This is a genomic window from Bacillus sp. lyk4-R2A-2, assembly GCF_030209735.1.
GTDB classification, from domain to species: domain Bacteria; phylum Bacillota; class Bacilli; order Bacillales; family Bacillaceae; genus Bacillus; species Bacillus pumilus.
In genome coordinates this window covers 868,095-892,848 of sequence record NZ_JARVRK010000006.1, presented here as the reverse complement: position 1 = coordinate 892,848, position 24,754 = coordinate 868,095, and the positions used below count along the sequence as shown (strand labels likewise).

18 protein-coding genes and 1 other annotated feature are annotated in these 24,754 nt (G+C 39.7%); of the genes, 16 read left to right on the top strand and 2 right to left on the bottom strand.

Features of this window, described 5'->3' with window-relative positions; all coding sequences use genetic code 11:
- Positions 1–402 precede the first annotated feature (402 nt).
- The 7 genes from yycF to QRN39_RS15325 all read left to right on the top strand — a co-directional run bounded on the left by yycF (position 403) and on the right by QRN39_RS15325 (position 7,781).
- The gene (yycF, locus tag QRN39_RS15355; protein ID WP_003215017.1) at positions 403–1,110 is read left to right on the top strand and encodes a response regulator YycF; all 708 of its coding nucleotides are present in this window, start codon (positions 403–405) and stop codon (positions 1,108–1,110) included.
- 7 nt (positions 1,111–1,117) lie between these two features.
- Complete coding sequence (walK, locus tag QRN39_RS15350; RefSeq protein WP_137054106.1) at positions 1,118–2,956, top strand: cell wall metabolism sensor histidine kinase WalK; 1,839 nt, start codon at positions 1,118–1,120, stop codon at positions 2,954–2,956.
- Complete coding sequence (yycH, locus tag QRN39_RS15345) at positions 2,946–4,325, top strand: two-component system activity regulator YycH (protein WP_284907576.1); 1,380 nt, start codon at positions 2,946–2,948, stop codon at positions 4,323–4,325. The genes walK and yycH overlap by 11 nt, the downstream gene beginning before the upstream one ends.
- Positions 4,312–5,175, top strand: a complete 864-nt coding sequence (locus QRN39_RS15340) for a two-component system regulatory protein YycI (protein WP_284907575.1) — start codon at positions 4,312–4,314, stop codon at positions 5,173–5,175. The genes yycH and QRN39_RS15340 overlap by 14 nt, the downstream gene beginning before the upstream one ends.
- Positions 5,176–5,181: 6 nt before the next feature.
- Positions 5,182–5,976: an MBL fold metallo-hydrolase gene (locus QRN39_RS15335; protein ID WP_284907574.1), complete on the top strand. Its 795-nt coding sequence runs from the start codon at positions 5,182–5,184 to the stop codon at positions 5,974–5,976.
- Between the two features lie 78 nt (positions 5,977–6,054).
- The gene (locus QRN39_RS15330) at positions 6,055–7,245 is read left to right on the top strand and encodes a S1C family serine protease (protein WP_374726243.1); all 1,191 of its coding nucleotides are present in this window, start codon (positions 6,055–6,057) and stop codon (positions 7,243–7,245) included.
- A 68-nt stretch (positions 7,246–7,313) separates the two neighbouring features.
- The gene (locus tag QRN39_RS15325; RefSeq protein ID WP_284907573.1) at positions 7,314–7,781 is read left to right on the top strand and encodes a GNAT family N-acetyltransferase; all 468 of its coding nucleotides are present in this window, start codon (positions 7,314–7,316) and stop codon (positions 7,779–7,781) included.
- A 36-nt stretch (positions 7,782–7,817) separates the two neighbouring features.
- Here QRN39_RS15325 and QRN39_RS15320 read toward each other — a convergent pair whose 3' ends face one another.
- The gene (locus tag QRN39_RS15320; protein WP_212046685.1) at positions 7,818–8,699 is read right to left on the bottom strand and encodes an ABC transporter ATP-binding protein; all 882 of its coding nucleotides are present in this window, start codon (positions 8,697–8,699) and stop codon (positions 7,818–7,820) included.
- Complete coding sequence (locus tag QRN39_RS15315) at positions 8,700–9,386, bottom strand: ABC transporter permease subunit (protein ID WP_003215033.1); 687 nt, start codon at positions 9,384–9,386, stop codon at positions 8,700–8,702.
- Positions 9,387–9,578: 192 nt separating this feature from the next.
- Positions 9,579–9,849 (top strand) — a binding site (T-box leader).
- Positions 9,850–9,959: 110 nt separating this feature from the next.
- Here QRN39_RS15315 and QRN39_RS15310 point away from each other — a divergent pair.
- The 9 genes from QRN39_RS15310 (at position 9,960) to QRN39_RS15270 (ending at position 24,719) form a co-directional block, all read left to right on the top strand.
- Positions 9,960–10,820, top strand: coding sequence for an SAM hydrolase/SAM-dependent halogenase family protein (locus QRN39_RS15310; protein ID WP_012011872.1), 861 nt, complete (start codon positions 9,960–9,962; stop codon positions 10,818–10,820).
- Positions 10,821–10,834: 14 nt separating this feature from the next.
- Positions 10,835–11,392, top strand: coding sequence for an ECF-type riboflavin transporter substrate-binding protein (locus QRN39_RS15305; protein ID WP_137054113.1), 558 nt, complete (start codon positions 10,835–10,837; stop codon positions 11,390–11,392).
- Positions 11,393–11,411: 19 nt separating this feature from the next.
- Entirely contained in the window at positions 11,412–13,127 is a 1,716-nt protein-coding gene (locus tag QRN39_RS15300; protein WP_268459930.1) for an ABC transporter ATP-binding protein, read from the top strand.
- Positions 13,118–13,948 carry an energy-coupling factor transporter transmembrane component T family protein gene (locus tag QRN39_RS15295; RefSeq protein ID WP_226804525.1) on the top strand — a complete coding sequence of 277 codons (831 nt, stop codon included), beginning with the start codon at positions 13,118–13,120 and terminating at the stop codon, positions 13,946–13,948. The genes QRN39_RS15300 and QRN39_RS15295 overlap by 10 nt, the downstream gene beginning before the upstream one ends.
- Positions 13,949–14,110: 162 nt before the next feature.
- Entirely contained in the window at positions 14,111–14,281 is a 171-nt protein-coding gene (locus QRN39_RS15290) for a CxxH/CxxC protein (RefSeq protein ID WP_065215011.1), read from the top strand.
- Between the two features lie 80 nt (positions 14,282–14,361).
- Positions 14,362–14,841, top strand: a complete 480-nt coding sequence (gene rlmH / locus QRN39_RS15285; RefSeq protein ID WP_058013232.1) for a 23S rRNA (pseudouridine(1915)-N(3))-methyltransferase RlmH — start codon at positions 14,362–14,364, stop codon at positions 14,839–14,841.
- Positions 14,842–15,014: 173 nt separating this feature from the next.
- Positions 15,015–18,506 carry a Druantia anti-phage system protein DruA gene (locus QRN39_RS15280; protein WP_284907572.1) on the top strand — a complete coding sequence of 1,164 codons (3,492 nt, stop codon included), beginning with the start codon at positions 15,015–15,017 and terminating at the stop codon, positions 18,504–18,506.
- Positions 18,500–19,978, top strand: a complete 1,479-nt coding sequence (locus QRN39_RS15275; protein WP_284907571.1) for a hypothetical protein — start codon at positions 18,500–18,502, stop codon at positions 19,976–19,978. The genes QRN39_RS15280 and QRN39_RS15275 overlap by 7 nt, the downstream gene beginning before the upstream one ends.
- Positions 19,971–24,719: an ATP-binding protein gene (locus tag QRN39_RS15270; RefSeq protein ID WP_284907570.1), complete on the top strand. Its 4,749-nt coding sequence runs from the start codon at positions 19,971–19,973 to the stop codon at positions 24,717–24,719. The genes QRN39_RS15275 and QRN39_RS15270 overlap by 8 nt, the downstream gene beginning before the upstream one ends.
- Positions 24,720–24,754 lie beyond the last annotated feature (35 nt).

The window sequence follows — 24,754 nt, the reverse complement described above, 5'->3', positions numbered from 1 at the left end:
GAGCAACGGACTGAAAATCCGTGTGTCGGCGGTTCGATTCCGTCCCGAGCCACTTCCAAACGCATCTGCAATCGCAGGTGCGTTTTTATTTTATGAAAAGAAGGCATAAAAAGGGAGAAGCCGGACCTAGGTAGGGCCCGGCTCCATAAGAAGAAGACGTTACATCTATATAGACGATCAGTGACTGGAAAAGTTTCAATAAAAAAGGAAAAAAACCATCATTTTTTTGAGTATCGTCTTCCTATCCAACGATTGCTAGAAAAGAAAGCCGTTATTATTTTTATCTTTGCCACGTAAAACGTTATAATAGACAGTGAACCTTTTTTGCTCAAATGAAAAAGGTCTGATGAGACATGCAAAAATGGAATGACATAGATGCTAAAAATGCAGGAGGAAATCACAATGGAAAAAAAGATTCTTGTCGTAGATGATGAAAAACCGATTGCTGATATATTGGAGTTTAACTTAAGAAAAGAGGGCTATGAGGTTCATTGTGCATATGACGGCAATGAAGCCCTTGAAATGGTAGAAGAAATCAAACCGGACATTATTCTGCTCGACATTATGCTACCGAACAAAGATGGCGTTGAGGTATGCCGTGAAGTGAGAAAGAAATATGACATGCCGATTATCATGCTGACAGCAAAAGACTCTGAAATTGATAAAGTCATCGGTCTTGAGCTTGGCGCAGATGATTATGTGACGAAGCCATTTAGCACGCGCGAACTGCTTGCCCGTGTGAAAGCGAATTTGAGAAGACAAATTGCTACGCCGCAGACAGAGGAAGAATCTGAATCAAATGATATTGAAATTGGATCACTTGTCATTTATCCAGATGCGTATGTGGTGTCTAAGCGCGAGGAAACGATTGAATTGACGCACCGTGAGTTCGAATTGCTTCATTACTTAGCGAAACATATCGGACAGGTTATGACACGTGAGCACTTGCTGCAAACCGTATGGGGCTACGATTACTTCGGGGATGTCCGTACAGTAGACGTCACCGTCCGCCGTCTTCGTGAGAAAATTGAAGACAACCCTAGCCACCCGAGCTGGATCGTGACAAGACGAGGCGTCGGCTACTATTTAAGAAACCCAGAGCAGGACTAAGATTCTTATGAATAAAGTAGGTTTTTTTCGCTCGATTCACTTTAAATTGACCTTAATTTACGTGCTGCTGATCATTGTCGCCATGCAGATCATTGGCGTGTACTTTGTGAAGCAGCTAGAGCAGTCCTTAATTAATTCATATGATAATTCCTTGAATCAGCGAATCTACTCGTTATCGTATTACCTAGAACAAGATTCATCGAAAAGCAAGGCAGAATTAAAAGAGGATGCTCAAAAGATATTAAACGACTTTAACAACAAAGATGAGTCTAATGAAATTTCTGAAGTCAGCTATATCGATGAAAGCAGAGAGGTGATTGCCTCTGTGAATAACGGCAGTCAGGAGATTGCCGGCAAGAAAATCACAGATCAAATCATTAGCCGGATTTTCGCAGTAGGCAAAGACTATGAAAAGAAATTCTATGACCCAGAATCCAATAAACGGGTGCGTATTTCTGCGACAGCCGTGAAAAATGAAAACCAAGAAACTGTCGGTGTGATTTATGTTGTGTCTTCGATGGAGAGCGTGTTTAACCAAATGCGAACCATTAACACCATTTTGGCAACTGGCACACTAATCGCACTTGGGACGACCGCACTACTTGGGATCTTCATCTTTAGAACAATCACTCATCCTATTTCGGATATGAGGAAGCAAGCGATCGAGCTCGCCAAAGGGAACTTTTCCAGAAAGGTTCGAAAGTATGGACATGATGAGATTGGCCAGCTTGCGACGACCTTTAACCATCTGACGAGAGAGCTGGAGGAAGCGCAGCTGATGACGGAGGGTGAGCGGAAAAAGCTTTCTTCGGTCATTGCCTATATGACGGATGGTGTCATCGCCACGAATCAAAACGGTGCGATTATTCTATTAAACAGCCCAGCATTAGAGCTGTTAAATGTTTCACGTGAAACAGCACTAGAGATGCCGATTACGTCCTTACTGGGCCTCGAGGACACGCATACCTTTGAAGATTTAGTCGAAAATCAAGATTCCATGCTGATAGAAATCGAACGCGAAGATCAGCTGTCTGTTTTGCGTGTAAATTTCTCAGTGATTCAGAAAGAGCACGGGAAGATTGATGGTTTAATTGCGGTCATTTACGACGTCACAGAGCAGGAGAAAATTGATGCAGAACGCCGTGAATTCGTCGCAAACGTATCACATGAGCTGCGCACACCGCTGACGACGATGCGAAGCTATCTTGAGGCACTGGCTGAAGGGGCAATTGGTGATAAAGAGCTTGCGCCAAGGTTCCTCAGTGTCACGCAAAATGAAACAGAGCGTATGATCCGTCTTGTTAATGACCTGCTGCAGCTGTCTAAGTTCGATAGCAAGGATTATCAATTCAACCGTGAGTGGACGAATTTTATCAGGTTTATCTCATTGGTCATTGATCGTTTTGAAATGACGAAAGAGCAGCATGTCGATTTTATCCGCAATCTTCCGCAGCGTGAAATATATGTGGAAATCGATCAAGATAAAATCACACAGGTGCTCGATAATATCATTTCCAATGCCATGAAATACTCGCCAGAGGGTGGACATATCATGTTTACCGTTGATTTGGATGAGGAGAATGGTCTTGTATTATTCAGCGTCAAAGATGAAGGGATCGGTATTCCGAAGAAGGATATGGATAAAATCTTTGAACGTTTTTATCGAGTGGATAAGGCGAGAACAAGAAAACTTGGCGGAACCGGCCTAGGCCTTGCGATTGCAAAAGAAATGGTTCAGGCTCATGGCGGAGATATTTGGGCTGACAGCATTGAAGGAAAAGGAACAACGGTGACCTTTACCCTTCCGTACAATGAAGAACAAGAGGATGATTGGGATGAAGCGTGAGACCTTTAAAACCATAATATTGACAATCCTAATTGCGATCAGTCTTGTATTTACGTGGAATATTTGGATGTTCCAGCCCGTCATGCAGGACCAGGCAGATGCAGGCACTCAGGTCGTGGAAACGAAGAAGATTTCAAGCGACGAGCCTAGAAGCCTCATTGATGTCGTAAAGCCGCGCGAGATGTTCATCCATTCAAATGGGGAGCATTTGAAAGTGGATCAAAAGGAACTCTTTCAAAACTTCTGGAATGACGTGAGCCTTTGGGATGTGAAAGAGATTTCGGATGTGTCAGATCAATATTCGGAGCAGAAATTTAAGAATTTCTTCTATGGAAGCGGAGGACAGGGGAAGACATTGGATCTTGTGTTCAATGACCCAATTCCGATTGATATTTTCCAAGCGTTGTTTAAATGGCCGAACAAGTCCATTGAATACAACTCGTTTGACCGGATGATTGTGCCGTTCTCCCAGCAGGACAAGGCCAATAAGAAAGTCTATTTGGTTTCATACAGCAAGGAAACGGTGCTTGAGCTGACAATAGAATCCGCTAACTATCGAAATCTCATGGACAGTATCGCAGCCGCTCAAAACGAGATGCCGCACTATGATCTCTATACATTCTCAGCGAATTCGAAACGAGATTTCCTCCTTCCGAGAAAGCAAAAGCAGCTTGAAGCGAAAATGTTCTTTATCGAAACGATTAAGACAAGCAAATTCAAGGACGCTTTGTTTACGGATCCAAGTCTAGTCGGCGAGGAGTCTAATTTAAACCGGACGGTGTACACAGATGGCACAAGTCGTCTTGAAGCCAATCAAAAAGACCACCGCATCCAATATCAGCATCGCAATATCAACAGCAGCACCGTTTTCCAAACGGGAGATTTGATCAAGCGAAGTGTGAAGTATTTCAATGATACGGGAAGCTTTACCGATGACTATCAATACTTTGGCATCAATAGCAACCAGCAGCTTTCCTTTAATATGTTTATGGATGGCCTGCCGATCGTCAACAGTACAAAGCATCCATTTGGGATGACCTCTCTTGAAGTACAGTGGGCGAATGACGACATCTTGAATTACAAGCGTCCAAACTATATTCTAGGCAACAAAGCGAGTCAGAGTGAACAAGTCAAGCTGATGAACGGGACAGAGCTGAAGGACTTAATCGTCAAGCAGACGAAATATGATGACCTTGAGAAAATTGAACAAATTTTCCCGGCCTATCAAGCTGCTTCCACCGCATCAGATCAAGATCAAGCGATGTTTGTCTGGCTGGAGCCAGTATGGTGCATGAAATACAACGGCAAAACCGTGATTCTATCGCATGATTTGTTGACAGAGGGGAGCGAGAATCATGGAGTGGAATAAGACCAAAACGATCTTTATCCTAGCCTTTCTCGTTCTCGATATCTTTCTAGGTTTTCAATACTTTGAAAAACGATCAACCGATCATTTTGCGATTATCGAAAAAACGGATACGCTGGAAGAAATGAAGGCAGACGGGATCAAATATGGCAATCTATCAGATGAAGCGAAGATTGGCTACCGCATTACAGCTGAAAAGAAGCAATATACGAAAAAGGATGTTGACGAATTAGCTGATCAAAAGGCGAAAAGCACATTCCCGAAAACAGACAAAGATGATCCGGTCACGCTGCTTGAAATGACCTTCACTAAACCAGTGGCCTTGCCGAAAAAAGATATGAAAACAGCGGCGGCAAACCTTGTGAACCAGCGTTTGCTGGATGGGAAGAATTATAAGCTGTGGAGTATTGATGAAGAGTCAGGGAAAATCGTCTTTTTCCAAACGTATAAAGGGAAATACATTTTCCAAGAGGGCCTTGAGGACTCCGAAACCATCGGAAAAATCACCCTAGATCTGAATGATAAAAACGAGGTCGTATCGTATCAGCAGTCAATGGTGACATCGATTAATGAAGTGAGAAAAGAAACCCTTGTTCCAGCACTTGAAACCGTGAAGGACTTATATACGCAAAACATGCTGAGCCAAAACACGACCGTGAAAAAAGTAGAGCTGGGCTACTATACGCAATACCCAGGTGCAAGCACGCAGGTCATGGTGCCTGTATGGCGAGTCGAGCTTGAAGGCGTATCCACTGGTTCAAAGAAAAAGACAGAAGAAGAATATTTGATCAATGCCATTGATGGCTCAACACTTGATCATATAGAGAAAGATGACAAATCTTCAATGGAGTGAGAGAACATGAGCTTGCAGTTCAGTGTACTAGCGAGCGGAAGTACGGGGAACGCTTTTTATTTAGAAACAGACGAGCATGCCTTTTTAGTGGATGCTGGGTTAAGCGGCAAACAGATGGTCGAGCTGCTTGGTCAAATCGACCGCAAGCCTGAAGACTTGGACGGCATTTTTGTGACACACGAGCACTCAGATCATATTAAAGGACTAGGAGTCATGGCAAGAAAGTACAAGCTCCCTGTCTATGCAAATGCGAAAACATGGAGGGCGATGGAGACTCATATCGGGAAGATTGACACAGAGCAAAAATTCCATTTTGATATGGAAACCGTCCAATCCTTTGGCGGTCTTGATGTTGAGTCCTTTGGTGTGTCACATGATGCAGCTGAGCCCATGTTTTACGTGTTCCATTATGGCGGGCGCAAACTTGCCCTAATGACGGATACAGGCTATGTCAGTGATCGTATGAAAGGCATCATTCAGTCAGCCAATACATTTGTATTTGAGAGCAATCATGATGTTGGTATGCTGCAAATGGGCCGATACCCGTGGAGCATTAAGCGTAGAATTCTGAGCGATGTCGGACATGTTTCAAATGAAGATGCGGCTCTTGCGATGACAGATGTCATTGGAGATGCCACCTCACGCATTTACTTGGCTCATTTGAGTCAGGACAACAACATGAAGGATTTAGCCCGTATGGCAGTCCAGCAGACGCTTGAAATGAAAGGCTTTGTTGTCGGGGATGGCTTTGATTTATATGATACGGACCCGAAAAAAGCAACCCCGCTTTGCGCCGTATGATTTTTACAATCGTATGATTAAGATAAGAGCTTCTTACCAACACTATATACATCATCTATTCACTGAAAGGAAGGAAACATAGTGGATTATCGCGATGTAGAGTGGAAGCCGAGACGAAGCAGAAAAGGATATTTCCTATCTGGTCTGATCGGTGTATTGGTAGGAGCTTTTTTAATGGGATTCTTTTTCCCCTATGTAACAGGACAGAGCGGCAGTCCCTTTGGGTGGCAGCAGAACGGAGATGGGCAAGCAGCACAGGGCCCTTTAAAGACCGTCAATGTGAACGTCAATGATGCAGTCACAAAAGTCGTATCGAATATGTCGGATACGGTTGTAGGCGTCATTAATATCCAAAAGTCGAGCTTTTGGGAAGAAGGCGGAGAGGCAGGCAGCGGGTCAGGTGTGATTTATAAGAAAAAGGGTGACACCTTTTATATTGTGACCAACCATCACGTCATCAAAGGTGCCAACCAGCTTGAAGTGAGTCTGCAGGATGGGACAAGAATTGGCGCCAATCTTGTCGGAAGCGATCAGCTCATGGATTTAGCAGTTCTCACCGTCAAAAGTGATAAGATCAAGCAAACCGCAGCCTTCGGTAATTCAGACCATGTGAAGCCCGGTGAGCCAGTGATCGCCATTGGAAATCCATTAGGGCTTGAATTCGCAGGCTCTGTCACACAAGGTGTCATTTCTGGAACGGAACGTGCGATTCCTGTGGACTCGAATGGAGACGGTCAGGCGGATTGGAATGCGGAGGTACTGCAAACAGATGCCGCCATCAATCCAGGTAACAGCGGTGGAGCCTTGATCAATATGGACGGAAAAGTGATCGGCATCAACTCAATGAAGATTGCAGAATCAGAGGTAGAAGGCATCGGGCTTTCTATCCCGGCGAATCTCGTCATCCCTGTCATAGAGGATTTAGAACGTTACGGAGAAGTGAAGCGTCCGTATCTAGGTGTTGGCATGAAATCTTTAGCAGATATTGCGAGCTATCACTGGGAGGAAACGTTGAAGCTGCCATCTAACGTCACATCAGGAGTTGTCGTGATGAGTGTCGAGTCTTTGTCTCCAGCAGGAAAAGCGGGGCTCAAAGAGCTGGATGTTGTCACCTCCTTTGATGGCAAGAGTGTACAGAATATCGTAGACCTTCGTAAGTATTTATATCAAAAGAAAGTCGGCGACAAAGTAAAGGTGCAGTTTTACCGAAGTGGAAAGAAAAAATCAGTAGAAATCAAACTTTCTCAAACCGACCGATTCGGCGGATAACCAGTTCCTTGATGGGACTGGTTTTTTTTGCATGCTCATCATATGATGGAGGAAAGGGGGCGGTATGATTGGTTACACTACAACCAATGACACAAGCGGATTACGATGCATTGATGGAGAAGTCCATTCAGCGGTACGCAGAAGAAAAGGTACTCGCAGGGACATGGGAAAAGGAAGAATCACTTGCGAACGCAGAAGAACAATTTGGTCGGCTCCTTCCTGAAGGTCTACAGACAGAGCATCATGAGCTATGGAATCTCTTGAATGGGGAAGAAGCGATTGGCTGGGTTTGGCTTTGTTATGACCCCAATCACCCGCAGCATGAAGGTTTTATTTACAACTTTATTTTATTCGAAGCTTATCGAGGAAAAGGCTTTGCAAAACAGGCCATTGCTGCATTAGAGGAGCAGGCAAAGTCATTAGGCGTGCAGAAACTCTCGCTTCATGTCTTTGCTCATAATCAAATTGCCTGTTCACTGTATGAGAAGACGGGATTTGAAGAAACCGGAATCTATATGAGTAAACCTTTATCATAAAGAAGAAGCACCGTGCGGATCGCATGCGGTGCTTTTTTATGAGGAACTCATGGCATCCTGAGCCGTAACTCTGTATAAATCAACTTTGCATTTCACGAAAGCGCGGATGATCGATGGGACTTGGGCTTCTGAACGAATCAACAATGAGGTCTCGTCATCACTGATCACAAGATCTGTTCCAACAGTTTGTAAGTACTGCGTGAGAACAGGCTTCACCTCATCATCAATCCACGCATGCTTGAAGGTTGCACGTATGTTTGAGGATGTGATGGTTTTCTCTTGAGGATGTGTATGGGGGGACACTAATTTTCCTTCAGAAATAAAAGCAGTTTTTGTACAAATACTATTTGTGAACCTTGGGTGGTCAGCCGTTAATAAGACGGTTTTCCCTTCATATTTTAACGTGTCAATGACCTGCTGGATGTGCAAGATCGAATCTGCGTCAATATCAGCAAAAGGCTCGTCGAGTAAAATAAATTCGGGGCGATGGGCGATAGCCTGCGCCATGCCGAGCCGTTTCTTCATACCAGGTGTGAACGAACCAACCTTTTCCTGATGATAGCGATCTAAACCGACAAATTCGAGCAGTTCTTCATAATCACTCGTTTTCTGGCGCGTCCCGGTGATTTTTGATAAGTAGGCAATATGTTCAAGTGCCGTAAGCCCTTCATATAAATCCGTATATTCAGGCAGAACACCGATATGCTGCCTCACCTTTTTTAATGAAGGCATATCCATCATCGTGAACGTCCCAGAGGTTTGCCGGGAAATTCCCGTAATGATATTGAAAAACGTCGTCTTACCAGAACCCTTCGGTCCAATGAGCCCGAAAATATCACCTTGATTGACATCAAGGGTAATGTGATCTATCGCGACTTTTGTCCGATATTTTTTTGTGAGTTCTTTTGTATGTAGCATTTAGACATCCCTCCTTTGAAATAGGAGTGCTGTTCCAATGAGTAAGATAACGGTCAATGCTGTATTCAAGAGTATATAGGTCAGCGGCTCACTCAAGCGCACATAATAATAAGGCGTCATATATTGGAACCAATGAATCAATCGTTCTGAAGAAAGAACAGATATCATACTGACGATTGGGAAAAGAAAGGAAAACAACATCCCAACAAACATTGATTTCTGTGGGGTTGGAAAGAGCATGGACAAAAATAAAGCACATGAGATACCGACACTGATAAAGGTTAAGATTTTTAACGCATCAGAGAACAGGAAACGATGTGAAATCACCATATTCAGTACGTATGTCGTCATAATACAGCTAAGCCAAAACAGCATCAGTCCAAGATATTTCCCGATAATAATGTTCAAACGAGTGGTTTTACTGACGAGAAAACGAATGGTTTTCAAATGAATTTCTCGGCTTAAAATATCGTGAGACAATAAGAAAATAAGGAAGAAACCAAATAACGACATCACCAGTTCATTCCCAATGGAATAAGGATCCTTTGCCTCCCATTTGTCCTGATGAGCAGCAATAAACGGTAGAGTTGAAACAAAAGTAGATAAAATGAAAATAATAACAATTGTTAAAATAGATTTTGTGCTTTTGAAGAGCTGCTTAAACTCATTCATACAGATGGTCCACACACGCTGTACCTCCCTTCATCTTTATTATACCGCTAGAAAGGAAAGACACCATATCTTGCTCTTTAACATTTGTTTAAATTTTATAAAAAGAAGACTCTTTCAACACCAGTTGACTCACTTTTGAAAATGTTCAGAAAAATATCTTGATTTATCAAAAAACATCATGTATGATAGCTTTAATTCAAGATAGTTAAACAGGCAATGATGAGAGAAAGTACAATCATCAATTTTTCCACAGAGAGCTTCGGCAGCTGAAAAGAAGCAAAAATAATGATTCGAAAAATGGTCTCTGAGCCTCGTGCTGAACATATCTATGATATTAGTAGGACACGACGAGAGTTGGTACTCGTTATCAAAACCACAGTATATGAGCCAGATTGGAGCTTTGTACTTGTAGAGGCTGTTTAGCGCGAGCAAACAGTAAATAAAGGTGGTACCACGAGACAAATACCTCGTCCTTATGATTCAAAGATAAGGATGGGGTATTTTTTATTGTCCACTTTTTTCATACAAATGTTCAAATGTTCCACGTGAAACACCACATCCATTTTTTCAAATGAAAGGGAGATTGACATGAGTGAACATGCATTGGTTTTACAATCAGATTTCGGTATTGATGATGGAGCAGTCAGCGCTATGTACGGAGTGGCAAATACGGTCAGCAGCAGCATCCGCCTTTTTGATCTAACACACAATATTCCGCAGTATGACATTTGGGAGGCATCTTACCGCCTGCTCCAAACCGTCACATACTGGCCGGAAGAGACAGTTTTCGTTTCCGTAGTTGATCCAGGCGTAGGATCAGAAAGAAAGAGTCTTGTCGTCAAAACCACAAGCTCGCACTACATCATTACCCCAGATAACGGGACACTCACGCACGTCGCGCAGGATATTGGCATAGTAGAAGCCCGTTATTTAGATGAAACCATTAACCGGCTGCCGAAGTCGGGAAAATCACATACATTCCATGGGAGAGATATTTACGCGTATACAGGGGCGAGAATCGCTTCAGGTGTGATTTCTTTTGAAGAGGTTGGGCCAAAAGCGAATATTGATGATATTATTCACCTTCCAGTCGTACAGGCTTATGCGAAAGAAGAGGTCATCACAGGAACGATTGATATTTTAGATGTGAGGTTCGGAAACCTTTGGACAAACATTCATCATACGCTATTTGAGCAGCTTTCAATCAATTATGGGGATGCAATAGAAGTTACCATTGCCAACGGGCCAAAAAATGTGTATAAAAATATCATGACCTATGGACGATCTTTTGCCGATTTAAAGGTAGGCGAACCACTCGTATATGTCAATTCACTCGATCATTTAGGCGTGGCGATCAATCAAGGGTCATTTGCAAAGGCTTATAACATCGGAACAGGCACAGGCTGGCGCCTTTCGATTCGCAAAGCTCCGCGCATTATATACGAATAAGAGGAGGATACATCATGGCAGGTAAACAACTTTCAACGAAAACTGTCGTTGCCATCGGAATTGGCGCAGCCGTCTTTGTGATTTTAGGACGCTTCGTCTCCATTCCAACTGGGATTCCGAATACACAAATTGAAACCTCGTACGCATTTCTTGCATTAATGGCCGTGCTATTTGGTCCTGTTGCAGGCGCACTGATTGGATTTATTGGTCATCTTATTAAAGATGCCACCACATTTGGCCCTTGGTGGAGCTGGATTATCGTTTCAGGTGTTGTTGGGTTATTGATTGGCTTGATTTCGAACCGTTTAAAAGTAGAAGAGGGCGACTTTGGCTGGAAAAAGATCGTGTTCTTCAATGTAGTGCAAATCAGTGTGCAGGCAATTGGCTGGTTTGTTATTGCACCATTACTCGACATAGCAATTTATGCTGAGCCAGCAAAAAAGGTATTTTTCCAAGGCTTTACCGCAGGAATCTCAAACATCATCACAGTCGGTGTACTAGGAACCATCATCATTGCAGCTTATGCGAAAACGAGAAGCAAAAGCGGCAGTCTATCGAAAGAAACATCATGAAGCAAGGTGGAACACATAAATGAAGAAACCGATGATTCAATTCGAACATTTCGGATTCCAATATCGCAGTCAGGCAGAACCGACATTGAAAGATATCAACCTGACCATCTATGAAGGCGAAAAAGTCCTCATCGCAGGCCCGTCTGGATCGGGAAAAAGCACACTAGCCCATTGCATCAATGGGCTAGTTCCTGCGTCTTATAAAGGTTCTATGGAAGGAAGTCTTCACATCGGCGGGAAAAATGCAGAAAAAGAAAACATTTTCTCTCTTTCACAGCTCGTCGGAACGGTGCTGCAGGACCCTGATGGACAATTTATCGGGCTGACCGTTGGAGAAGACATCGCATTTACACTTGAAAATGATCAAGTCACACGCGAAGAAATGAAAGCACGTGTCGAAGAAGCGGCAAAATTAACAGAGGTAGACGGCAAGTTGGCATCATCTGTACATGAGCTGTCAGGCGGTCAAAAACAACGTGTCGCCATCGCAGGCGTACTTGTCAACGATGTCGACATTTTGCTGTTTGACGAACCACTTGCAAGTCTTGACCCCGCAACAGGTAAAGAAGTGATCGATCTCATTGATCGACTACAAAAACAAACAAAAAAAACCGTCGTGATGGTCGAGCACCGATTAGAGGACGTCCTCTTCCGCCATGTGGACCGCATCATCGTTGTCAATGAAGGAACGATTGCAGCGGATATGACCCCAGATGAATTGCTCGCCTCAAATGTATTAGAAGCGGCGTATTTACGTGAGCCTTTATATGTAAAAGCCATGAAATATGCAGGTATTTCAGTTACACCCGGAGATCAGATTGCAAATTTACAGCATCTTACCTTAAATGATGAGGAAAAAATGAAAATCGAGCAGTGGATGGAAGCGTCTGAGCCCTCAGTCGACCAGAATGCAGCGCAGGATCTACTAGAAGTGCGTGAGTTGAGCTTTGACTATCCGACAAGACCAAACACGCTGAGCAACATCTCTTTTACCGTCAAAAAAGGAGAAATGATTAGCATCGCAGGAGCCAATGGCGCAGGCAAGACAACACTATCCAAGGTGCTCTGCGCGTTTGAAAAGCCAACAAAAGGGACCATTCATCTAAATGGCGATGACATCACAGGAGATACGATCAAACAGCGCTCCGAACGAATCGGCGTCGTCATGCAAAACCCAAATCAAATGATTTCAAAACAAATGATTTTTGATGAAGTCGCATTTGGTCTCGTTTTAAGAGGCGTAAAGGAAGACGACATCAAGGAACGGGTGGAGCGGGTCCTGAAAGTGTGCGGCTTATATCCATTTCGGAACTGGCCGATTTCAGCCCTCAGCTTTGGACAGAAAAAGCGTGTCACGATCGCATCAATTCTTGTATTAGAACCAGAAATCATTATTTTAGATGAGCCAACCGCCGGACAGGATTTTAGACATTACACAGAGATGATGACGTTTTTAGAGCAATTAAATCAGCAGGGTGTCACGATTTTGATGATCACCCATGATATGCATTTGATGCTTGAATATACGACAAGAACTATTGTCATTTCTGATGGAGAAAAAATCGCAGATGATACACCTGCTAAAGTGCTGACAGATCAGCTGCTTGTCCAAAAGGCGAGCTTAAAGGAAACGTCGCTGTATGAACTGGCACTGAAAGCAGATTGGCCAAATCCAAATGAGCTCGTGGATCGCTTCATTGAGGTTGACAGAAAGGAGCGAATGACATGGCTGTAGACATGCTGTCCTATATCGACCGCCCGTCGCCGATTCATCGGCTGACAGGTGCAACCAAACTCATTTGCTTTATCCTCTGGTCATCCGCAGCGATGCTCACGTACGATACAGGCGTATTATTGTTTATGTTAGTTGCCAGTATCGTGTTCTTTCAGCTATCAAACGTACGATTTCGTGATATCTCTTTCGTAGTGATTGTCTTGGCGATTTTTCTTGTCATCAATAACATCGCCATTTACGTCTTTGCGCCTCAGCAAGGTGTCGCCATCTATGGAGCGAAGCACGAGCTGTTTCACATTGCAGGTTGGTACAACGTCACACTTGAACAGCTTTTCTATCAATTGAACATTACACTCAAATACGTGACCGTAATGCCAGCAGCGCTTTTATTTATCGTGACAACAAATCCAAGTGAATTCGCCTCATCGCTCAGCCGAATCGGGGTTAGCTACCGAATTTCTTATGCTGTAGCGATTGCTCTGCGCTATATTCCGGACATTCAGCGGGATTTTCGAACGATCGCAATTTCTCAACAAGCAAGAGGGATTGATCTATCGAAGAATGAAAAACTGGGAAAACGGATCAAAAATGCGTTGTCGATTGTGATGCCGTTGATATTTTCTAGCCTAGAGCGAATTGAAACGATCAGCAATGCGATGGAGCTGCGCGGATTTGGAAAGCATAAAAAGCGCACATGGTTTATGGCGAAAGACTTTCAAAAAGCAGATTATGTGGCGTTAATATTTGTTGGTGTGGTATTGATCGTGTCGCTAGTGATTACATTTGTTAGAGGAACGAGATTTTATAATCCATTTTTATAGGAAGAAGCCTTCACAGGAGTGGAGGCTTTTTTTGTTTGGTTTGTGGATAAAAGGTGTGGGAAATGGTAAAAGACTATTAACATGTGAATAAATCGGTTATATTGGACAATGAGCGAAACACTTGTGAATAACTAGAGAACCTATTGGAGGAAGAATAAACTTATGAACAAAACATTTTATGCTTGTGCAGAACATATAGAAACCGTACTAGACATGTACATAGATGATCACGAAACGCCGCCGGAATTCAGAAAAATCGAACATACACACAGTTTATCCACAACCTGTGAATTGTGCGATGAACCTGCAATATATATAGTGGGGAACGAATGATCGGACACAAAATACACAAATTTTATCCACAATTGTTGATAACTTATATGAATAACTTGTTCTTAAGGTGGGGATGACCTGTGAATATATCAATTATCACAGTAGGAAAATTAAAAGAGAAATATTTAAAGCAAGGCATAGCCGAATACACAAAACGATTACAGGCATACGCGAAAATCGAGATCATTGAGCTCGCGGACGAAAAAGCACCCGAGAATCTCAGCGAGCAAGACATGAAAATCATCAAAGACAAAGAAGGCGAACGCATCCTAAGCAAAATCAACCCAGACGCCCACGTCATCGCCCTCGCCATCGAAGGAAAAATGAAAAGTTCCGAAGAATTAGCCGATACAATAGATAAGCTAGCAACATACGGAAAAAGTAAAGTATGTTTCGTCATAGGCGGATCCCTTGGCTTAAGTGACGCTGTGATGCAGCGCGCGAATGAGAAACTGTCGTTTTCGAAAATGACGTTCCCGCATCAGTTGATGAGGCTGGTGTTGGTGGAGCAGGTTTATCGGGCGTTTCGGATTGTGCGGGGGGAGCCTTATCATAAGTAACGGCGAAAAATATTTCCTAATTATTTTGCATTAAGACTAAGGATTAAAATAATGATATAATTAAATAATGTGTAATGTGAAACCTATCAAAAAATATCACAATTGTGGTAGGTTTTTTCTATTCCCCAGTGAATTAATTTTCAGGGCAATTAAAGACAGGAGAAGATGTGAAAATGGCAGTTTATGATTTGCAACCCCTTTTGCCAACTGGGGCAGAACAGATAAAAAGTAAATTTTACGAAGAAATTAATAAGACTTGCATATTAGAATCTATTGAAAAAATAGTTAATCAATTACTGATAAGTAATGAATATAAAGAACTTTCACTTGCGGATCAATTATCAACTAAATTATTCCTACAAATTATGTTAGATATTGTAAGACAGGGTTGGGAAATAAAATTCAATGGGGAGTTCTTACAGGCAACTTCACCAGATGAGGCTATTAAGAAAAGTAAAGACTTACCTGAAATAAAAAAACGAATTAGAAAAGGGCTAGAGGAAGCGAGAAATGAGCAGATTAAGGAGCCATCTATTAAAAGGTTTATATTAGATCTTGAAAGACCAAGATGGTTTAAAGGTAAACAGGTTAGTGTGCTAAATCATTTTTTAAAACCTATTGATTTGTACAATGATATCTTACGGAGGCTGAATGCTCCGTATGAAATAAAAGAAGAGTTATTAATGGATTCAATTGAACCGTATATTCAATTAGCAACTGATGAAAGGGATGAATTCTCTAATTTGAAGCTAAAGGATATTTGGAGATATGCTCGATATAGTTGGTCCCTTCCTCTTAGTTCCCAGCCAGGTAGACAAATGCTGTATTTAATTCGGGATGCAGCGAGGGAGTACCACCCAATTATCGGCATTGGGGCACTAGGGAGCAGTATTGCACAAATTAGTTGTCGTGATAATATAATTGGTTGGTCTATAGATTCTCTTGGTAATAATGGAAAACTAGAGCAAAGAATAAAGGCCTTAGAAGATGGGATTGAAGAAGGAATAAATGAAATTTATGTTGAAGATTTATTAGAATATAAAGAAATAAAACAACCTACGAAGGAAACATTAGATAAGTTAAAAAAAATTGCTCAGGGACTAAATGGTGCCAAATCAGACGGAGTTCTAAATACAAAAGCCTTTGATAAGGATGTAAAAAAGCCAGAATATAAGCTCAAAAGAGCAATTGACTTGGAAGAGTTATTGCATGCTAGACTGCTATTCAATGAGGCTAATAGCTTCACTAACTCTTATACAGAAAAATACAATTGGCTTATGTCTGAAAAGGATGGGAAAAGAGCGTTAAAAAATACAATAAAAAATATTAAGAAAGTTCATATGGGCTCCTCAATTATGGACATAACAACCTGCGGTGCTGTCCCTCCCTACAATGAAGTTTTAGGGGGTAAATTAGTTTCGTTACTAATGGCGAGTCCAAAAGTAATAAATGATTATTATGAAAAATATAAAAGTGCGGTTAGTGAGATAGCAAGTAGAAAGAAAGGGGAAAGTGTTATAAAGCCTGCTAAGCTTGCTTTATTGGGAACAACGAGTCTTTATTATACCGGAAGTAGTCAGTATAACCGGATAAAATATCCGGCTAATCATGGAAAACTATTCTACAAACAAGTCGGCATGACAAGAGGCTTTGGCTCTGTACACTTATCGGCGAAAACATATAGGACTTTACAGGAATTGCTAAAGTACCATCCAGAGCTTAAGCCTGAGAGTTCAACATTCTCAGCCGGAGTAAACTATAAGATGAGATCAATATCCACAGGCCTTGGTCATTTAGGCCTAAGAAAGCTGCAGAAGCATGAAAACCCACGTCTTGTTTATCTTGCACCTTTATTAACAAACTGGAGTGAATACTTAACTGGAGTAGATAAAGAGCCTCGTTATATTTACGATATGAAAGACCTGGAGAAGGAAACGAATGAAATTATTAGATATTGGAAAACCAGGTGGTATGTTGGTAGAATAAAGAAAAGTGATATTTTAAGAAGGTTAAAATCTAATCAGGGCCTGAAAATAAGCAATAACTTTCAGGCTGAGATTGATGAGTATTCTCATTCAGTCTCGGAACAGGATGATTCTCAACAGTTAGATTTATTTGGGGGCGAAAGTATGACAAACCAACAACCATTATCATGGGAAACCTTAGCGGAATTAAAGGATCAAAGGGCTAGCTTTGCAGAGAAATTAACATCTAATGAATTAGAAGCTTTGCATATACAGACAAAACTAGACACCGGTTTAACAAGACTTATAAATTCAAAAAAAAGAGTTTATCTTGTTGGAAGCCCAGGGGATGGAAAAACTCATATTATAAAAAAATATTTACCTTTCTTTCCGAGTGAAACATTTTACCATCTAGACGCTAGCGCAGTTAATGAAGAAAGCTTAATTGAGAACTTAAAACATGCCATAGAAAATGGAGTTCCGACTGTTATTGCAATAAATGAAGGTCCATTAAGAAAGCTTCTGAAAAAGCTACCTAAAGAAGAGCAATCAGAACTTAGGATCCAGTTAGATCGCCCCTTTCTATATGGTACAGACGATAATAAGGATTATAATGCGATAGTTATTAACCTTGGTTTACGGCAGGTGTTGGCTAAATCCTTATTAGAAGAAGCTTTAAATACAGTATTAAAAAAGGTTGACTATGAAAAAGCTCCCAAAATGGTGAGGTATAATGTGTCAATGCTAAGTAGGCAACGAGTTAGGGATAGGCTAATGGCTTTACTAGGCTATTTAACGAAAAGTGGAATTCACGTAACAATGCATATGCTGCTTGGCTTTTTATCATTTATTATAACGAATGGTGTCACAAAAACAGAGTTTTCGGAAAAAATAATGCCTTACTTTAATGCAGTCTTTGATCCACAAAACCCATTGTACTTTTATTTGAAATCCTTTGATCCAATTAAAATAACACATCCTCTGGTGGATATGTGGTTATTTGATGGGGAAGCCAGTCGCAAAATTGAATGGTTAGAAGATAAGTTTGAAATTTATAAACTTGATGAAATGGAATTTAATGATTTAAAACGAAAATATTTCTTTGAATCCGGGAATGGGCACGATCTTCTGAATATGTTACCTGAGGATTATCAAGACTTTTATTCCCTATTAGATGGTCCGATCTGTAGTAAAAGGGCTAAAGATAAAATAATTGAAGCTCTTTCTAGCTTCTTTGGACAACAAAATGAAGATGGAAAGTTAAAAGTATGGACAGGCCTTAAATACGAGTCAAAACGAGATCCATCAGTTTTTATTTCAAGTCAGTCAATTAATGAAGAGCAAATTGAAATATATATTCCGAAAATTAGAAAGCAAATAGAGAATCTTATCGAATATGAACCATCACACATAAGATTAATAGTAAAACCGAAAGTCGATGAACAAACTTCTATTGGTCTAGATGTAGACCTTGAACTATGGCTATCTCTTATGAAAATAAAAGGTGGTATTTCAAATCTATATCAAGATCCAGTTATTGTGAGGAGACTTACAACCTTTATGTCACAGTTGTCTTCTCAAATTAGTACAGGTAATAATAATTTTGTAAAAATAAATGTTCAGGATACTGAATCTGGTTCTAATTATGAAATAAACGTCTCCTATGAACAGGGACAGAAGGGGAAGTATTACTGGTGCTAAATTTTTTCGAATTTATTGCAATAGTTGCTAAGCGAGTTTGGGGATTTAACCCTAATCGTGATGTAAAACCTGTGCATTTTGCTAATGGGTTTTTTAGAAGTATCAGTGGAGGATCGAATAATATTGGTCTATTACAAAAAGCAGCAGCTGGATATCTAAAAGGTAGTACAGATGTTTCTAATAAGCAGTTTTTAGTGGATATTAGAGATTCTTTTATAAAAGAAGAAAATGATGAGACTGAATTACTAGAAAAGGTAGGGGATTTGCGCTCAGCACTTGATTTACTATTAAACCAAGATAAAGCGTTATTTGGGAATTTCACTCCAACTGCAACTCTGTCTCATTTCCTTCAGACATCCTCTGACCCTTCAGATAATGGTACAGGAAAGTTTATTGCAGAGGTTCTAACTGGAATTGAAGATGGAGAAGTTATTCGTTCGTTAAGAGAATCGTTGAAGGACAATAAAGATAATTTATTCCTATTAACAAGTCCGCTATTATTAAAAAAGGAAATGGGTGCTGAGCCCTTTGTTAGTGATCAAATAAATGCTATGTTACAGGAATCACCATATTTAAAATCAATTCAGTCAGCATTCTCTAATTTAATAACGTATAAAAACAGACTGGATAAAACTGTATTTTTACAAAGGATTGTTACATTAGGATGCTTTGCTATATATTTGCATCTTACCAATAGGAGTATGGATAAAGCAAACATAGAGCAAAAAGGTCTTGCACCTATCTTCCTTTCATCTGCCGAACCCTCAATGGAAATAAGAGAGGTAAGTCGTGCCTCTTTCTCTAGAGGAAGACAGCGGATTGAAATAGGTTACGAGGAAGGACTGTTACAAGAAATATACGATCGATGGGGTATTGTTTCATCAAAGGAAGAATATATTGAAATAATTAAATCCTTGCTTCCTAATTTGGACCCTACTCCAACACAAATGAATCAAGACACTTTAATTTGGCATAGATTTATTGACGACTTCGAAGGGAATTTACTTGGTACAAGTAATATTGAAGAGGCTTTTTCAAAAGCTTTTGTAAGAACTGCATTTTCCTTCTTTAATCAAGGGAAGTCAAATAAATCAAATCCTGAATCTCTTTGCTTATTTATTGGAAAAAACATAGGGCTAGTATATCCTCGTGAAAAGGGTAGAGGAGATAAGTATTATTTACCTGGTCCACGTTTTTTAGATACATTGGTTGTTTCATTATTAGGGCCAGATAAAGAAGTATCAATTGAGGAGTTTTGGGATAGAGCATGGAATTCCTATGGTATTATAGTTGGGGCTAGGGGGACTAAGGATACACAGATATTATCAAACTGGGGTATAAGACAGGTTTCACCGAAACAAGCTTCCCAAAATGCTAAAAAAATTAATTCTGAACTTGTAAGAATGGGATATGTAACTGAATACGCTGACGATATTGCCATGATTCGTGGTGGGGGTGTGTTAAATGAATAGAGATGAGTTAATTCTAAATGCCTTAAATGAATTGGTGATAGATAAAACTAGGAACGGTGCCTATGGTTTGGTAATTATAGGAGTCCCTGAAATTCCAATAAAAAAACTTCTATTTTCTTTTAATAACCCAGAAAATACCTATGTTAGCCTAATTGGTAGCACAGAGAATGAAGATTCATTAATTGAGTGGTGCAATGAATACGGCTGGGATGAATATAGGCTTGGATTTAATGCGACACATGCAGTAGATGTAAGAAATGAAGCACCAGATGACTCAATTAAACTGGCATTTGTTTGGGAGGAAGAAGAAAGATTACATTCACTGATTCAAAGAGGTTATCAGTATATTGGACCTACAGAATTAATTAAACAAATTTGTATATTTGGTGCAAATAATGCTCAAAATGACCCGCAAAAAAACCTGTGGAAATCCCTTTCATCAGACAGAGTTTCTGCTTACATTTCATTGGAAGGTATAACAGAGTACTACCTTAAGTTATTTGGGGATGAAAATGTTGAAAATGTAAATGAAACCGATAAACCAAGAAAATTTCTCACTCTTTTAAATTTATTACCTGATAAGGAACTGTTAACGAAAAAATACATTAATAAGTATGAAATAATTAATAGAATAATACAAAATGCTAAAATGGTGGAGCAAATTCAACGGGCTGATGAAGAGGACCGTCAGGATGCGATAAAAACAATTAAGCAAAACGCTGATAATCCTGAGAAAAAAAGTAAACTTCAGGTGATATATAATGCGTATCTCCGTTTAACCAGGAGCGATTATACTGCATTGTCAGAAATGGAATTATCTGATGCTATTTTCCTTTTATCTGGTAAGGGGAAGAGCCCTACTGCTGGTAATACAGGTACTCGAGGTGGAGAAAATTGTGGCGATGACCCTAACGGTGGCGGAGGATTCCCCCCAACTGGAAATGGGACTGGCGGAGACGGTGACGATGATGATTATACACCTGATGGTGAAGGTAATACGGGTAATGGTTCCAATGGGACAAGTCGAGATGTTAAACCGTTTAAAAGTTTATCAAACGCTGCGATTAAACTAATTTCGCAAAGCGAAGGTTCTGTTCTTAAGAAGCTCATAGATGAGGCTAGCAGATTATTAAGTGAAGGTCAATATGATAAAAAAGAAATAGTTATTAATCATGAAAGGTTAACGGTCCGGGTTAAATTTAATCCTGATCAATCAGCAGTTTCAATTAATAAAAATTTTGTACAGAATGGCCGAATGGGCGGGAAAATAAATGCTAAAGATATTAATTTTGATGTTATTTTAGATAATTTTGGTCGTTATATTGACAAATCGGAATACTTTGATGACGTTAATGTTAGAACACTTCTAGAATTTATGGGGAGAGCAAGAGATCTTTCATCAGATTTTAGTGGTGAAGAGCTTTTGAGGGAGTATATTAATTCTAGGGCAAACTTAATGGAATTTGCTGACTTGTTAGCAGTTTCCCCCCTTGCCTTGTTAATAGCATATGATGGTGCAAGGAAAGCAGCAGAAGAAAGCATAAGCAAATATCAGAATTTATTAGCTCATCTTGATGAACATTATGCAAAGCTGCACAGAGAAAGTCCAGAAGGTGCAGAATATATATATAAAGAAATTTTAGCCCTGGACACGATAAAAATTGTTTCCGAAAATGAAGTTTCTGTTTTACTTACAGGACTAAATCCTCTGGTTATTTGGAAGTATGTTGAACTTGCGAACTTAGTCTTAGAAGATGACTCTGATTTATCAACTAATGATATTGATCTATTGGAAGTAGATAATTTACCAGAGCCTTTGCTAGCAATATATTCTCCAGGCTTAAATAAAAATTATGAACAATTGGGTTTTTCAACGTGTATAGGATCGTTACCTTTATATCGATCAATTAGTGTAGAAATGTCTGATTTAAGTCAAAAAAGTATAGGTACCGCAGCTGTTAAATTAGCGAGTTTATATCCACCTATAAAGCAAAATTTAAGAATTTTATTGGTAAACCCTTTAACAACTATCCCTACCTCTAAAACTATCAAAGATCTTATTAGTGATAAATACGGCTTTAAAAAGGCTACATTAATTGTTGCTAAAACTGGAAAACAAAAAAGTGCTATAGAACTTCCATTCGATCCAGTTTTAAAAGAATTAGTTTACGAAAATAAAGCTGATATTGAGGTTTTACGTATTCGTAATAGTGACCAATTACAAAAGTATCTTTCTAAGAAGCCTGTTCATTTAATGGGGATATCAGGGGAAAAGACAAAGAATGTGAGCTTGATTGAAAGTGAAGGGACAAGGTTGCACCCATTAAGTGTGCCACATAAGATACATCCTGATCCACTGATGGGAACTATTACACTAAAACCCAGAAGTATCCAAAATAGTGAAGATGGTGTAAAACATCCCTTTGGTATTTATCACAAAATCGTTTCCGAGGTTACAGGAAATTATCATTCGGAATTTAGTATGCTAGAGGCAAGTGCTACTCCAATTAATGATGTCAATAGCCTATTACCATTTTCTCTATTTGTTATCACGATTGGACATGTACCAGAGATTATGGAAGAATCAGATTTAATTAGATTAACCCAGAATGTCGAACTTTCAGGTGATACGGTTTATACCTATCATAAGGATAGTATTATTAATGGTCTTAGTAAACATCTAAAACAATTCAATTATAAACCTACAACAGGTGGATTAATGACATTATTAAGACGTCTTCAGGCTGTTGGTGGTGAAGGGCTTTTTACAACTATTACAGAAAAAGGGAAAAATGGTTTTTCTGAAACTGCTTTGAAAGGTTTATTGGGCCTAGCAGTTGCTCTAAATTGGTATGTAAATCATTCTTTAGAAGAAAGAAGCATTGTTGTAAGCCTTGATAGTTATCTATCAAGGAGATGGTTACAAAAGAGAAAAGATAATAAAAGAAGTGACTTTTTAGGTATTCGTCAGTCTAAAGATGGCAGTTATTCTATCGATATCCTTGAAGTAAAGAGTTATGAAGCAACAAATGAAACAGACGTATTAGATAGCTATGCAGCAGAGCAACTAAAGTCTATTGCAAAAATAATTAATAATATGGTGAGCCATCAAGGGGATTTATTTACGGATAGAAGAAGAGAATTATTGAGACTTCAAATATTTAGAGAGGCTTTGCAGTTAGGCACAAAGCATGACCCAAACTGGATTAAAGCACTTAATTCAATAATTGATGGAACGCTACCAGTAAAAATTAACCTAGTTCTACTTGAGGTTGCATTTGATCAGAATATATATATAACTGAACAAACCTTTACTCCTGAAACCACTGGGGAAACATCGGAGGTTTACCAATTACCAATAATTCGTATTAGATTTGGAGAAGAGGAAATTCAAAAATACTTAGAAGGCTATGTTGAGAAAGTAACTGAGACTGAAGATTCATATCAAGATGATAATTTCGAAACTGAAGAACAACCAAATGAATCTTCAGTTGAATTTGAAGATAATCAAAACAATAACTCAGAGGATTCAACAGAAGATCTTGAATTTGAAAGGAATTCAAATAATGAGGACAACCTCGATTCAGATTTAAAGAAAGACGATAGTACTGATATTGGAATTAATAACCCTGAGGTCCGTTCTGAAATAGAGCTATTATTAGGTAAACAGGTAGGTTGGGATAAAAAAATCTATTGGGACCACAGAAGAAATATCGCTAATCCGCTCTCAAATCATAATATCATTATTACTGGAGATCCTGGGAAAGGGAAAACACAAACAATAAAGGGATTAATACATGAATTAAGATCTAATAATATTCCACTCTTAACATTTGATTTTAAAGATGATTATATCGATCCGGCTTTCCTTGAGAATGAGGGTATTGAAAAATTTGATGTTATGGTAGAGGGATTACCTTTTAATCCATTAGTTCCTTCAATTGATCCAGTTGAAAAAACATTCATAGCAATAACTCATATTGTTCATATAGAAGGGATATTAAAAAGAGTATATAATCTTGGTGTACAACAAGCTACCCAATTGAGGAATGCCCTAGTAGAGGCATTTAGAAGAAAGGGAATTCAACCTAACATCCCAACAAAAGAATCAGATGTTCATGAATACCCAACATTTCAAGAAGTGCAAGAAATCCTATATGAAGATGATAGAAGGAATTCTACATTAATTGGACGTCTTGATTTGCTTTTTCAAATCGGGATTTTCCCAAATAAACCCAAAATGAACTTTGATCAGTTTATGAAGGGGAGTTACATCTTAAGATTGTCTACACTTCCTGATCCCGATAATGAAATAAAAGCTGCAGTAGCTGAGATAATAATACTAGCAGTTCACAATTATTTAATCTCAAAGGAACATCCTCGGAAATTAACAAGAGCAATTGTGCTAGATGAGGCTCACAGGGTTAGCCAATCAAGAGCATTATTAGCGCTTATGAGAGAAGGTAGAGCTTTTGGAATTGGGATGCTTATTGCTACTCAATTTCCAACAGACATACCGCAGGATATCTATGGGTGTACAGAAACAAAGCTATTTCTTGGCAATGATGATTTTAACCATGCTGAGGCTGCTGCTAAAAAACTTGAAGGCGGCTCCTCAAGAAATAATATTAATGCATTAGCAGAACAAGTACGTAATATGAAACAATTTCGTTCAATTTTAAGGAACTCTCAGTACCCTAATATATTTGTTGATTTAATTCCATATTATAAAAGGCTATAGAAGAGAGATAATAATGAAATTTACCAAAAATAAAG

Excerpts from the sequence above, each read along its gene's own strand:
- QRN39_RS15305 (WP_137054113.1), top strand. The coding sequence starts at position 10,835 with ATGGCAGGTAAACAACTTTCAACGAAAACTGTCGTTGCCATCGGAATT.
- QRN39_RS15320 (WP_212046685.1), bottom strand. The coding sequence starts at position 8,699 with ATGCTACATACAAAAGAACTCACAAAAAAATATCGGACAAAAGTCGCG.
- yycF (WP_003215017.1), top strand. The coding sequence starts at position 403 with ATGGAAAAAAAGATTCTTGTCGTAGATGATGAAAAACCGATTGCTGAT.
- QRN39_RS15340 (WP_284907575.1), top strand. The coding sequence starts at position 4,312 with ATGGAGTGGAATAAGACCAAAACGATCTTTATCCTAGCCTTTCTCGTT.
- QRN39_RS15300 (WP_268459930.1), top strand. The coding sequence starts at position 11,412 with ATGAAGAAACCGATGATTCAATTCGAACATTTCGGATTCCAATATCGC.
- walK (WP_137054106.1), top strand. The coding sequence starts at position 1,118 with ATGAATAAAGTAGGTTTTTTTCGCTCGATTCACTTTAAATTGACCTTA.
- QRN39_RS15295 (WP_226804525.1), top strand. The coding sequence starts at position 13,118 with ATGGCTGTAGACATGCTGTCCTATATCGACCGCCCGTCGCCGATTCAT.
- QRN39_RS15310 (WP_012011872.1), top strand. The coding sequence starts at position 9,960 with ATGAGTGAACATGCATTGGTTTTACAATCAGATTTCGGTATTGATGAT.
- yycH (WP_284907576.1), top strand. The coding sequence starts at position 2,946 with ATGAAGCGTGAGACCTTTAAAACCATAATATTGACAATCCTAATTGCG.
- QRN39_RS15335 (WP_284907574.1), top strand. The coding sequence starts at position 5,182 with ATGAGCTTGCAGTTCAGTGTACTAGCGAGCGGAAGTACGGGGAACGCT.
- QRN39_RS15280 (WP_284907572.1), top strand. The coding sequence starts at position 15,015 with ATGGCAGTTTATGATTTGCAACCCCTTTTGCCAACTGGGGCAGAACAG.
- QRN39_RS15290 (WP_065215011.1), top strand. The coding sequence starts at position 14,111 with ATGAACAAAACATTTTATGCTTGTGCAGAACATATAGAAACCGTACTA.
- QRN39_RS15270 (WP_284907570.1), top strand. The coding sequence starts at position 19,971 with ATGAATAGAGATGAGTTAATTCTAAATGCCTTAAATGAATTGGTGATA.